The sequence below is a fragment of the Oceanospirillum beijerinckii DSM 7166 genome (genome assembly GCF_000422425.1).
Lineage (GTDB): Bacteria > Pseudomonadota > Gammaproteobacteria > Pseudomonadales > Halomonadaceae > Oceanospirillum > Oceanospirillum beijerinckii.
Map to the genome: position 1 here is coordinate 20582 of NZ_AULT01000042.1, position 12436 is coordinate 33017.

Here is a 12436-nt window from a genome sequence, read left to right on the forward strand (position 1 = left end):
CTTTTGCTGTCCTAATCTGCACAGCCTTAATCTTTATCACCGGGGAAAACCGTACCCAGATTGCGCCAGTTCTCGCCGGAGTTGGTCGCCTTCTCGTTCCAGTTCGGGTAGGTGTTCATCATGTCCGGCACCTGAGCAGGCCACCAGCAAGGGTCGGCACAACCATAAAGATCCGACTCCATGGGCTGACACAATGAAGTCACAGAACCAAAAGCATCAATCTCCCAGCCGGGATCTGTGGTAGCGGTACAACCGGCCAGAGACTGCATGGCAATCACATCTTCAATCTGGTCCTCATCCGCGACCTTGCTCAGCAGATGGGCTTTGTTGTTAACAGGTTTCAGGTGTTTCATCAGTGAGCCCTCCGAGGGGAAATATAGTCGTCGAAAAAGGCCGGATTCTCGGCCATGATGCGGCTGTAAACCTGGATGCCGAAGTCCACCCAGTCGCGCATCAGATCGCAATAGTGATAGGTCGGTTGCGCCGGATCGTTATAGCGGGCATAGCTTTCGTGATAACAGCCACCGGAGCAGAGATTACGAATACGACAGCTGGCACAACCGGTATCCGTGCGATCCAGCCGTTGCTGTAGAAACTCCGCCAGCGCTGGTTTATCCATCCCCGTTTGCACATCACCAAAGGTGTTGAGATCCGAGCCGGTAAAGCGGTGACATAGATTCAGATCGCCTTTATGATCCACCGCCAACATGGCGACACCGGCACCACAGGGCAGGGCTTTTTTATTGCCTTCATGCAGATCCGTCAGCAGCTGATGCATATTGGAAAAGCCAATATTGCGATGAGCCAGCGCTTCTTCCAGATAGAACTCGCCCAAGCGTTTCATATTGGCAAAGACCTCGCCTAATTCCTGATAGCTCAGGTTAAAGGCGCTGATATCACCAGACGTCACCGGGGCAAAACCGACCTCGGCAAAACCCAGCTCCTGATGCAGATGTCGCCAGATGCGTTCGATATCGGTAATGCCCTTGGTCAGGGTGACCCGGGCACCAATCGGCCGACTGCGATAACGGGACAGCAGCATACGCGCCTTTCGACTCACTACGTCATAAGTGCCTTGCCCACCGACGGTAATGCGATTTTTATCATGGATCGCTTTCGGGCCATCCATACTCACCGACAGGCCAAAACGATGCGCGTTCAGCCAATCGACAATCTCTTCGCTCAGCAAGGTGGCATTGGTGGTCATGGTGAAATCCACCGGCTTATTAAACTGAGCAAAACGACGCTCAGCGTAATTCACCACCTCAACAATCAGACTGAAATTCGACAGCGGCTCACCACCAAAGAAGACGATGTTGTATCGCTCTTCATCCGGTGATTCCTGCAGCAACATCTCTATCGACTGCTTAGCCGTTTCCAGTGTCATCTTGCGACCAGCAGAAGGTTTATCCAGATCCTCTTTATAGCAGTAGCTACAGCTGAGGTTACAACCGGTATTCACGTTGAGTACCAGGGTATTCAGCGGGAACTCACTGATTGTTTTCGTACCTATTTCTGGTGTGAGTTGACGGGAGCCATCACTGATCAGCTCCAGCGCCAGCATCTCCTGAATCACTTCTTCTATCTGTTGTTTAGAAAACCATGAGTGCTGTTCAGGAAACAGCGCTTGCTGCTCTGAAAATTTAGCCTGCAAGGCCGAAACCAGCTGCTCTGCGCTTTGCTCCGGTTGCTGACGCAGATCCTGAATCAATTGCAGGGTTAAATCATCCAGCTCAAACAAACTGCTGGAGGGAATATGGAACAGCAGCTGGCGCTGGTGTACTTCCACCAGATGCAGATTCTGCTCCACAAGTTTTAATTGTGCGCCCATAGTGACGTACCTTTATTGGATCTTAGTTTTGGCGAATTTTTTTACAAAAGCTGTTTTAAACCTGTATTCCAGCTTTGAACCTGAGCTTTAACGCTGTAAGTTCAAAAGTCAGAAGGATTAACAACTTGAGTTTTACGCCACGTTTTAGATTCAGATAAAAGCCGTCGCTACGGCAGTGGAGGATTGTTCCAGCGCTGTACGGTCACAATCAGCTGACCATCGCCAGACACTTGTTGTCCCTCGTCAGTCACCTTCGCTACAACCTTCAGGTTACCGGCATTATTGGTGGACATACGACGTTTAGGATTCGGCCCCGCCGCTGCGGTGGTAAACATACCGGTATTGGGGTTCATACTACCGGTGAACTCCACGTCGCGGTCTGCTTTGGCCGCTTCATCAAACGGCTCAACATGCCATTTAGCCGGTACAAAACCGATACGCAGATCATCGGCGGTCCCCGGCTTACCATCGGCACCATTGCCCCAGGCTTCCGCCTGGAAGTGAGCGTTATATTTAGGCGTGGAGCCACCATTGCCACCCACACGGGCGACAGAATATTCAGGAATTACTTTGAGGCTATCGATACGATCATAAACGGTCAGTGTGGCACCATTGGCTTTACCCGCCTTAACTTGACGTAAGCCTGGTGCCGCTTTGGCTTGTGCTTTCACTCGCAGTACCAGTCGATTGGCATCCTGAGCAATCACACTGACCACTTCGACACCCTTACCCAGAGAAACCTTTTTGTCTAAGCCTTTCTGATCCAGGCCGGTGCCCACTAAGGTCACCATCTGAGTGCTACCGGCTTTAATAAACTGAGGTTGAACGCTTAGCAGGGTTTGTTGTTGGCTCTGACGGGCAGCAATAAAGTCCATCCCGGCTTCATCATGTACGGCTTCAAACATACGACCTGTCAGCTGATTACCATCGGCAGAAGCGGCAAACACCTGACGCATTTTGACGCCATCTACAGTTAGATTGGCACGCCACTCATAACCGGTATAGACAATTGCCGTACCTGAACCTTTCAGCAGGGAGCCATCAGCGTACTGACCACTGATACTGACCTTATATTGATCATGGCCGGTTTGCGAAACTGTCATCACGCCATGCGCATCTCCTTTCGCTGGCATTTGCGCAGCAAAGCTCCACTGTCCGCCCAAAGGCTGCTTGGCTTTTTTCTGCCACTGCTCCCAACTGGCGGATTGCAATGGGAAGTCAGCCGTTAATTCCGGCACCATCTCTTCCAGTGCTAACTTAAACCAATCACGGTCACGGGATAACGCTTGATACTCCAAAGAAGGCCATTGCCCCAAGTGGAAGTGAATCAGGTTTTCCCACTCGGCTGCCGGACGGCGTTGCAAAGCGACACGGGCACCAGAGTGACAACGGGCACACATCTCGGTGAACTGAGCAGATTCAAAATTTTCCATAGTGTTCAGACGACGTTCCATGGCATAACGAGCACCTTCGGTCTCTTCAGGCGCCAGCCCCTGATTATCGGCAAAATATTTCACCAACTTACGGCGATCCTGATCACTGATCTGCAGACCGTGCATCACCTGCATCCGACCGATAGTCATCAACCAACCCTCTGGGGTTTTACGCTGATGGCTCATACGGCTAAAGGTTGCGGGTTCTGCTTGCTCCTCACTGTGACAGATCAGACATTTACTGCGAATCAGATTTTCTGCTTCAGCGTCGGATGCAACGGCCTGACCTGCGGGCAACAGTGCTCCGGCCAGAGCTAAACCGCTTGCCAGCTGGGTCAGCCGGCCAGAGCGTAATTTTGCGTGAGGACGAGTTTGTTCGAAAGAATGGGACTTCCGCAAAGGAAGATTCAGGTTGGATCTCTTTAAACTGGATCGTGTTGAAGATTTCATCAAGGCCAGACTCCTTTTTATTGTTCATTGTCTGGTAGCCAATGCCACCTGCTGTTCTAACCTGAACAGGTTCAGTGCACGGCATATGCCATGATAGAAATATCTTTATTTTTCAATCCAGTAATTATTTATCACAATCCTTAGGCCAAGGTTTTAGCTGTTTTATTACGAGACAGATTGTTCAATTCTGTGACAGTGCTTCAGAGGTAGTAAACATCCATGCTTATGGAATCAGTGCTTTCTGATTTGCACCTTAGAAACCTTGGCATAATTCCGAGCCGATACTCAGACAGCACTTAATTTGACAAGCCTGTCTCGGTAATCAAACGCTGAAAATCATCCAGACTAACGATATCGCCACAACCTTCATTGCTATAACCCGGCAGATCTGCCAGAGCCTGGTTGAAGCCGTCGCTATTCAGCATGGCCTGAAAACGCTCCATCGCCAGTGATTTTAAAAAGTCCCGATGACAGACCAATAGATAAAACTCTTGCTCTATCGGAATAAAATCCAGACCAAAGCGAGCCGCTGCCGCTTGCACACCAAACCCCACATCCGCCATACCGGCAGCCACATAAGCCGCCACAGCCGAATGGGTAAACTCCTCGGTATTAAAGCCTGATATCTGCTCTGAATTGATTCCCGCCCGTTTTAATAATTCATCCAGCAAGGCACGGGAGCCGGAACCTTTTTCACGGTTAATAAAGGTGATGCTCTCACGTACCAGATCCTGCAGGCCTTCAATCTGTTTTGGATTGTCAGATGCCACGATCAAACCCTGCTGACGAGAAATAAAACGCATCACCAGATGTTGATCGTTTTTAATAAACCGGCGATAGGTTTTAAACAGCGCTTCACTCAGGTGCACTGTAGGAAGGTGGAAGCCAGCAATATCACACTGCCCACGGCTTAGAGACGCCAGCGCATCTTCAGCACTCATATATTGCAGATCAAACTGAAAACCTTCCGCATGCTCAGGCAGCAAGGCCACCGCATAACCATGACTGGCGTGTAGGCGAATCACAGGCGTTTCTTGTTCAAGGGTCTGTTGAATCGCCAGATTCAGTTCCGAAGCCAGATTCTTTAGCTGAGGTTCCAGGCGGGCACTCACCCGCTGCTCTGCCCATAACAGCTTATCACCCAGGGAGGACAACTTAGCTCCCTTACCTTTTTGTAGCTCAACAAGGGGCGTACCAAAAAAATCGGTCCATTTATTCAGCAGATTCCAGGCATGGCGGTAGGAGATATTGACCTGTTTTGCCGCCTCGGTCAGCTTACCGTGATCATGCACACCGCGCAGTAAACGAAATAACTGCGGCTCCAGCTGTCGCCCCTTCTCGTCACAGAAAGTCCAGGCAGGCGTAATCTGTACATTTCTAATAGGCATAATATTTCATATTCCCGTAATAGCCCCATTAATGCTAAGTTTTCGCCTATTGAGACAGTACCGAATGTAGTACCCCAATAAAAGTTATGAACTATAGTTCATATTTAAAAAGAATAATAGTTAAGCCAACCCTTTACCGGCCCATCGCAGAAACGTTTTTGAGCTGGAAACAACAGCAATAGAACGGAAGCGATTAAACAGATCGGTGGCGGGTTGACTGATTAGCTGACAGGTCCGCCAATGAGTAGTTATAGCCAATGGAATCTCCAGGCCGTGCAGGAGATCATCCAGTCATTAAAAGACAAACCCGGTGCCTTACTGCCTATCTTGCATGCCATCCAAAAGGCAGAAGGCTATATCCCACCTGAGTCTGTGCCTCTGATTGCCGATGCATTGCAACAGTCTCGCGCCGAGATCCACGGTGTGATCAGTTTTTACCACTACTTCCGCCAGACACCACCGGGCCGCAATCAGGTGCAGATCTGTCGTGCAGAAGCCTGCCAGGCTCGTGGTTCCCGTGAACTGGAGCAACACGCCAAAGAGAAGCTTGGTGTGAACTACCATGGTACGACAGCTGATCGTGAATTCAGCCTGGATGCGGTCTACTGCCTGGGCAACTGCGCCTGTGGCCCTTCTGTCCGTATTGGTGATGAAGTGTTTGGTCGCGTGGATGCGGAGCGTTTTGATGAGCTGGTTGATGAGTTTGCTGCCAGTACGGTTGCCCTGTCTGATATCGCCAAGGAGGTAAAATAATGACCTCTACAAATCCTATTAAGGTATATATCCCGCGGGATACCACCACACTGGCACTGGGCGGTGAAAAAGTGGCGCGCCTGATCACAGAAGCCGCTCAAGCCCACCAAAGCGCAAACCCAGAACAGCCGATTGAAATCGTACGTAACGGTTCCCGTGGCGTGTTCTGGCTGGAACCTATGGTGGAAGTTGAGACCGCTCAAGGCCGGGTTGCCTATGGTCCGGTTAATGCCCGTGATGTTGAATCTCTGGTCGCCGCAGGCCTGTTCAGTGGCGAGCAATCCCACGAACTGTCTCTGGGTCAGCCGGAAGAACTGCCTTACCTGAAAAAACAGCAACGCCTGACCTTTGCCCGCGCCGGTATTACCGATCCAGTTTCTATCGCTGATTATCAAGCCCATGACGGTTTTAAAGGCCTGAAAAAAGCCCTGACCATGAGCGAGCAAACGATCGTTGATGAGGTTAAAGCTTCAGGTCTGCGCGGTCGTGGTGGTGCGGCTTTCCCAACGGGTATCAAGTGGCAAACCGTACTGGATTGCGAAGGCCCACAGAAATATATCGTTTGTAACGCTGACGAGGGTGACTCAGGTACGTTTGCCGACCGAATGGTGATGGAAGCCGATCCATTGATGCTGGTTGAGGGCATGACCATCGCGGGTTTAGCGGTGGGTGCCGATCAGGGTTATATCTATCTGCGTCAGGAGTACCCGGTGGCCCATGAGATTCTGGATGAAGCGATTGCAAACGCATACGCAGCTGGTTTCCTGGGTGAAAATATTCAAGGCAGTGGCAAAACCTTCCATCTGGAAGTGCGTTTAGGGGCTGCGGCTTATATCTGTGGTGAAGAGACTTCACTGCTGGAAAGCCTGGAAGGTAAGCGTGGCATGGTGCGCGCCAAACCACCACTACCGGCTATTGAAGGCCTGTTTGGTAAGCCGACGATTGTAAACAACGTACTGTCTCTGGCAGCAGTGCCCTTTATTCTGGCGGAAGGCGGTCAAGCCTATGCGGATTACGGTATGGGCCGCTCTCGCGGTACGCTGCCGTTCCAGCTGGCAGGTAATATCAACCAAGGCGGTCTGATTGAGCTGGCCTTTGGTACAACCCTGAAGCAACTGCTGGATGACTACGCAGGTGGTACGGTTTCGGGTCGTCCGATGAAAGCGATTCAGGTGGGCGGTCCTCTGGGGGCTTATATGCCGGAAAGCCAGTGGGATACCGAACTGGATTACGAAGCCTTCTCCGCCATTGGTGCGGTGCTGGGTCACGGCGGTATCGTGGTGTTTGACGATACAGTCGATATGAGTGAACAGGCGCGTTTCTCCATGGAGTTCTGTGTTGAAGAATCGTGCGGTAAATGTACACCGTGTCGTATCGGCTCCACCCGTGGTGTGGAAGTGATCGATAAGATCCGCGCCGGTATCAACCCTGAAGCCAATATGGAGCTGCTGGGTGACCTGTGTGACACCATGCTTGACGGTTCCCTGTGTGCTATGGGTGGTATGACGCCCTTCCCGGTACAGAGTGCCGTTAAACACTTCCCTGAGGCCTGGGAAGCCAAAACCGCTGTAAGCCAAAATAGTACAGATGAACAAGCGTCCACTGGAGGGCAGCCAGCATGATCGAGATCTTTGACCCTAAAAAGCAAAATCTGGAACTGTACGCCAGCCCAGATAAAGATTACGGCACACCACCGAGCCAGTCTGAGAATATGATCTCTCTGATCATCGATGGTACCGAGATTACCGTACCGGAAGGCACCTCGGTGATGCGCGCTGCCGCACTGGCCGATATCAATATTCCTAAGCTGTGTGCCAGCGACAATCTGGATGCTTACGGCTCCTGTCGTCTGTGTGCCGTACAGATTGAAGGCCGTCGTGGCCTGCCTGCGTCCTGTACCACGCCTGCGGAAAACGGCATGAAAGTCAGCACGCAAAACGATAAGCTGGCTAAACTGCGTCGTAATATTATGGAGCTGTATATCTCCGATCACCCACTGGACTGTCTGACCTGCCCCGCCAATGGTGATTGTGAACTGCAGGATATGGCCGGTGCCGTGGGTCTGCGTGAAGTGCGTTATGGCTTTGATGGCAATAATCACCTAGACGCCGAAAAAGACACCTCTAACCCATACTTCACCTTCGATGCCAGTAAATGTATCGCCTGTAGCCGCTGTGTACGCGCCTGTGGTGAAGTACAGGGCACTTTTGCTCTGACAATGGATAGCCGTGGCTTTAACTCCACCATCAGCGCCGGTCAGAAAGAAAACTTCCTGGGCTCCGAGTGTGTCTCCTGTGGTGCCTGTGTTCAGGCCTGTCCAACAGCAACTCTGATCGAAAACAAGGTGATTGATAAAGGTCAACCAGAGCATAGCGTAGTAACCACCTGTGCTTACTGTGGTGTCGGCTGTTCATTCAAAGCTGAGATGAAAGGCGAAGAAGTGATCCGCATGGTGCCGTACAAAGGCGGTGATGCCAATATGGGCCACTCCTGCGTGAAAGGTCGCTTTGCCTTTGGTTATGCCACTCACAAAGATCGTATCACCGAGCCGATGATTCGAGACTCCATCGATCAGCCGTGGCAGAAAGTAAGCTGGGAAGAAGCGATTCAGTTTGCAGCAGACAAGCTGAAAGCGACTCAAGAGAAATACGGTCGTGAAAGTGTCGGCGGCATCACCTCTTCCCGCTGCACCAACGAAGAAACCTATCTGGTGCAGAAACTGATTCGTGCCGGTTTTGGTAATAACAACACCGATACCTGTGCCCGTGTATGCCACAGCCCGACCGGTTACGGTCTGAAAGTCACCATGGGTGAAGCGGCGGGTACACAGACCTTTGAATCGGTACTGAAATCCGATGCGGTGCTGGTGATCGGTGCTAACCCAACCGATGCCCACCCGGTATTTGGCTCTCTGCTGCGTAAACGTCTGCGTCAGGGGGCTAAGCTGATCGTGGTTGATCCTCGTGAGATCGATCTGCTGAGCACACCGCACCTGAAAGAAGCGATTCATTTGCAGCTACGCCCAGGGACTAACGTCGCAGTCGTCAACGCACTGGCACACGTTGTGGTGACCGAAGGTCTGGAAGATCAGGACTTTATCGCCAAGCGTTGTGACGATAACGACTACCAGCGCTGGCGCGCCTTTATCCAGCAGCCGGAAAACTCGCCTGAAGCGATGGCGGACATCACTGGTGTTGCCGCTGAAGATATGCGTCGTGCAGCACGTCAGTTTGCTGAAGCCGGTAACGGCTCCATTTTCTACGGTCTGGGTGTTACCGAGCACAGCCAGGGTTCTACCATGGTAATGGGTATTGCTAACCTGGCGATGGCTACCGGTAATATCGGTCGCGAAGGCGTGGGTGTTAACCCGCTGCGTGGTCAGAACAACGTACAGGGCTCCTGTGATATGGGCTCCTTCCCCCACGATCTGCCGGGTTACCAGCACGTTGCGGATGATGATGCCCGTGCACGCTTCGAAACCGAATGGGGCGTATCGCTGGATAACGAACCGGGTCTGCGTATTCCGAATATGTTTGATGCGGCGCTGGCCGGTCAATTCAAGGGTATGTACGTTCAGGGTGAGGATATCGCTCAATCTGATCCAAATACCCAACACGTTTACGCGGCACTGCGGGCACTGGATATTCTGGTAGTACAGGATATCTTCCTGAACGAAACTGCTAAGTTTGCCCACGTACTGTTGCCGGGTTCTACCTTCCTGGAGAAAGACGGCACCTTTACCAACGCGGAACGTCGTATCAACCGTGTGCGTAAGGTAATGACGCCTCTGGGTGGCAAGCAGGATTGGGAAGTGACCATGATGCTGTCCAATGCCCTGGGCTACCCAATGGATTATAAGCATCCATCGGAGATTATGGATGAGATCGCCCGTCTGACGCCGACCTTTACTGGCGTGAGCTACGAGAAGCTGGAAGAGATGGGCAGTATTCAATGGCCATGTAACGACCAGTTCCCAGAAGGCTCTCCGACCATGCACGTGGAAGACTTCCCGATTGGTCTGGGTAAATTTGCCGTGACTCAGTATGTGGAAACATCGGAGAAATCCACCTCGCGCTTCCCACTGCTGCTGACCACAGGCCGTATCTTGTCGCAGTACAATGTAGGTGCTCAGACCCGTCGTACCGACAACCAATACTGGCATGACGAGGATGTGCTGGAGGTGCATCCGTCTGATGCAGAGCTGCGCGGTATCAGCGACGGTGATTGGCTGGGTATTACCAGTCGTGCCGGTGAAACCGTAATGCGCGCTGTGATCAGCGAGCGTATGCAACCGGGTGTGGTTTACACCACCTTCCACCACCCAGGTAGCGGTGCCAACGTAATCACCACCGATAGCTCGGATTGGGCTACCAACTGTCCTGAGTACAAAGTGACTGCAGTTCAGGTCGAGAAAGTGACTCAGCCATCGGAATGGCAACAGAGCTTTAAACGCTTTGAAACCGAACAGCTGGAGTTCCTGGAACAGGGCCGTCAGCAAGAAGAGAAAGTCAGGGTACGCTAAGCTCCTGAAGGGCCTCACTGTGAAATACCCCAGTGAGGCTTTATCCTTTGGGACGAATACAAATCAAGATAAGTCGTTGTAAGTCGGAAAAGCCGTAAGGCGCCTTCCGACAATAATCGGAGTCAGTGTCGGATGGCGCTTCGCTTATCCAACCTACTCTGAGGTCAAGAAACTTATCGGGAACGGGATAAGCGACTGAGCTATTGCCTTTAGCACCCAGCAGCGACAAACATCAGTCATGCAAAATAAGAGACGCACTATGAACCAACACCATACCCAGCCCTTTCAGACCCAAGAGGTTAAAGGCCATATCGCTAAGGCGGTAGAGCGCTGGTTAAGTGTGCAAAACCAGCTGCAATGCCAGCATGATTACGATCAAGTGGCTGAGGAGCAGGCGATCGCACTGATTTACAACGGCATCTCTTATGCAGTCATGATGGCGACAGCGGATCACCTGGAAGAGTTTGCACTGGGCTTTAGTCTGAGCGAAGGCCTGATCCAGCACCCGAACGAGATCTATGATATCGAAGTGGTGCAGGACTGTGCCGGATGGTTGGTGAATATCGAACTCTCCAGCCAGCGCTTTATGGAACTGAAAGAGCGACGCAGAAACCTCACCGGACGTACCGGCTGTGGCCTGTGTGGCGCGGAATCACTGGAGCAAGCGATACGCCCAGCGCCAGTGATGCCTGCCACACCTTGTCCGACTCCTGAAGCTATCGCAACAGCACTGGATCAGCTACCTGAGCATCAGTTACTGAAAAAGGCGACAGGTGCCACTCATGCAGCAGCTTGGTGCGATAGCGCAGGTAATGTACTGGCAGTTCGGGAAGATCTGGGCCGTCATAACGCCCTGGATAAACTGATCGGCCATCTCTATAAAACCGCTCAGGATCTAAACCAGGGTTTTGCACTCATCTCCAGCCGCGCCAGCTACGAGATGGTACAGAAAGCCAGCAGCACAGGTTTAGGCTCATTAGTGGCAATCTCAGCCCCTACATCATTGGCTATCGAAAAAGCCCAGCAAAGTCAGCTAAATCTGGTCGCCTACGCCCGACCAGACCGCTTTGTGATCTATCACCGCAGCCAGCCTTTATCCGAAACACAACCCGCTGATACGCAGCAGGATAAAGACGCTTAAGGCTAGCCAAGCTCACAGAGCAAAAGAATTTAAGGAGTTATTATGAAAACCCAACTGGAACAACTGATCGTAATGATCAACCAGATCGTTGATAACAACAGCTACGGCAACACCCCGGAACAAACCGCAGATGCAACAGCTGTTCATCTGAAAAAATTCTGGGCACGTTCTATGAAACATCAGATTATTGAGTATTTAGAACAGGATGGCAGTGAGCTGCAACCGGCAGCTAAGTTGGCGGTGCAGCAACTGGCGGGTTGATTTTAATCTTCCAATGGAAAACGGGGATAGCTGGTGAGAGCTCCCCGTTTTTTGTTTTATGAACTGGAACCACTTAAAAAAATAAACACTGCTTACGAATCAAAGAGATAAATCTGGGTGTCTGATTTTTTACTAATAAATCAAGGAGATAAGTTTGGATGTCCAATAATTTGTGAAATGGAAGAGATTATTGCCTCTCTTGTTGCCTCTCACTCAGGTGTTGCTGAGTGCGCAGTGATTGGTATCAATGATGAACTGAAAGGACAATTGCCGGTTGGTCTGGTTATCACTAAAGATGGTTATGATGGTGCTGATGAGGTGCTTGAGGCAGAATTAGCCGCTCTGGTGCGTTCAGAGATTGGCGCTGTAGCCTGTTATAAGCAGACTATTGTGGTGGATCGGTTACCTAAAACGCGTTCTGGTAATATCCTGCGTTCAATTGCTGACGGTAAGGAGTATCAGGTTCCATCTACCATTGATGATCCGGCCAGTTTGCCAGAGATTGAAGCTATTATGGCTGACAACAACATTGGTGTTGCCACGGCATAATTCGTTTCAGATCTGATATATCTGAATAAACAGCCAGAAATCCTTTTATTCAGGTATGTAGCAGCCACTTTGGTGGCTGCTACATCTGACTCTGCTTTTCCAGTTCTG

General features: G+C 51.2%; 10 protein-coding genes. 6 read left to right on the forward strand and 4 right to left on the reverse strand.

Translation table 11 applies throughout. The features are described 5' to 3' along the window. Nucleotides 1-26: 26 nt before the first annotated feature. The 4 genes from qhpC to H579_RS0112925 form a co-directional block, all read right to left on the reverse strand. Nucleotides 27-353, reverse strand: coding sequence for a quinohemoprotein amine dehydrogenase subunit gamma (gene qhpC, locus H579_RS0112910; protein ID WP_028301031.1), 327 nt, complete (start codon nucleotides 351-353; stop codon nucleotides 27-29). Beyond that, nucleotides 353-1831, reverse strand: a complete 1479-nt coding sequence (gene peaB, locus H579_RS0112915) for a quinohemoprotein amine dehydrogenase maturation protein (RefSeq protein WP_028301032.1) — start codon at nucleotides 1829-1831, stop codon at nucleotides 353-355. The genes qhpC and peaB overlap by 1 nt, the downstream gene beginning before the upstream one ends. A 167-nt stretch (nucleotides 1832-1998) precedes the next feature. Beyond that, the gene (gene peaA / locus H579_RS0112920) at nucleotides 1999-3714 is read right to left on the reverse strand and encodes a quinohemoprotein amine dehydrogenase subunit alpha (protein ID WP_084624107.1); all 1716 of its coding nucleotides are present in this window, start codon (nucleotides 3712-3714) and stop codon (nucleotides 1999-2001) included. Nucleotides 3715-4010: 296 nt separating this feature from the next. Next, nucleotides 4011-5102: a substrate-binding domain-containing protein gene (locus H579_RS0112925; protein ID WP_028301034.1), complete on the reverse strand. Its 1092-nt coding sequence runs from the start codon at nucleotides 5100-5102 to the stop codon at nucleotides 4011-4013. 240 nt (nucleotides 5103-5342) lie between these two features. Here H579_RS0112925 and H579_RS0112930 point away from each other — a divergent pair, with 240 nt between their 5' ends. The 6 genes from H579_RS0112930 to H579_RS0112955 all read left to right on the forward strand — a co-directional run bounded on the left by H579_RS0112930 (nucleotide 5343) and on the right by H579_RS0112955 (nucleotide 12328). After that, on the forward strand, nucleotides 5343-5855 hold the full coding sequence (locus H579_RS0112930) for a formate dehydrogenase subunit gamma (protein WP_028301035.1): 513 nt from the start codon (nucleotides 5343-5345) through the stop codon (nucleotides 5853-5855). Beyond that, entirely contained in the window at nucleotides 5855-7477 is a 1623-nt protein-coding gene (locus tag H579_RS25545) for a formate dehydrogenase beta subunit (RefSeq protein ID WP_051227601.1), read from the forward strand. Before H579_RS0112930 ends, H579_RS25545 begins: the two co-directional genes overlap by 1 nt. Further along, a complete protein-coding gene (gene fdhF, locus H579_RS0112940; RefSeq protein ID WP_028301036.1) occupies nucleotides 7474-10377 on the forward strand; it encodes a formate dehydrogenase subunit alpha in 2904 nt (967 codons plus the stop codon). The genes H579_RS25545 and fdhF overlap by 4 nt, the downstream gene beginning before the upstream one ends. 259 nt (nucleotides 10378-10636) lie before the next feature. Beyond that, complete coding sequence (gene fdhD, locus H579_RS25550) at nucleotides 10637-11518, forward strand: formate dehydrogenase accessory sulfurtransferase FdhD (RefSeq protein WP_084624108.1); 882 nt, start codon at nucleotides 10637-10639, stop codon at nucleotides 11516-11518. A gap of 42 nt (nucleotides 11519-11560) precedes the next feature. After that, the gene (locus tag H579_RS0112950) at nucleotides 11561-11779 is read left to right on the forward strand and encodes a formate dehydrogenase subunit delta (RefSeq protein WP_036566273.1); all 219 of its coding nucleotides are present in this window, start codon (nucleotides 11561-11563) and stop codon (nucleotides 11777-11779) included. A 177-nt stretch (nucleotides 11780-11956) separates the two neighbouring features. Continuing rightward, nucleotides 11957-12328, forward strand: coding sequence for an AMP-binding enzyme (locus H579_RS0112955; protein WP_028301038.1), 372 nt, complete (start codon nucleotides 11957-11959; stop codon nucleotides 12326-12328). Nucleotides 12329-12436: the final 108 nt, after the last annotated feature.

Coding starts and splice junctions, on each gene's coding strand:
- qhpC (WP_028301031.1), bottom strand. CDS start 353: ATGAAACACCTGAAACCTGTTAACAACAAAGCCCATCTGCTGAGCAAG.
- peaB (WP_028301032.1), bottom strand. CDS start 1,831: ATGGGCGCACAATTAAAACTTGTGGAGCAGAATCTGCATCTGGTGGAA.
- peaA (WP_084624107.1), bottom strand. CDS start 3,714: ATGAAATCTTCAACACGATCCAGTTTAAAGAGATCCAACCTGAATCTT.
- H579_RS0112925 (WP_028301034.1), bottom strand. CDS start 5,102: ATGCCTATTAGAAATGTACAGATTACGCCTGCCTGGACTTTCTGTGAC.
- H579_RS0112930 (WP_028301035.1), top strand. CDS start 5,343: ATGAGTAGTTATAGCCAATGGAATCTCCAGGCCGTGCAGGAGATCATC.
- H579_RS25545 (WP_051227601.1), top strand. CDS start 5,855: ATGACCTCTACAAATCCTATTAAGGTATATATCCCGCGGGATACCACC.
- fdhF (WP_028301036.1), top strand. CDS start 7,474: ATGATCGAGATCTTTGACCCTAAAAAGCAAAATCTGGAACTGTACGCC.
- fdhD (WP_084624108.1), top strand. CDS start 10,637: ATGAACCAACACCATACCCAGCCCTTTCAGACCCAAGAGGTTAAAGGC.
- H579_RS0112950 (WP_036566273.1), top strand. CDS start 11,561: ATGAAAACCCAACTGGAACAACTGATCGTAATGATCAACCAGATCGTT.
- H579_RS0112955 (WP_028301038.1), top strand. CDS start 11,957: ATGGAAGAGATTATTGCCTCTCTTGTTGCCTCTCACTCAGGTGTTGCT.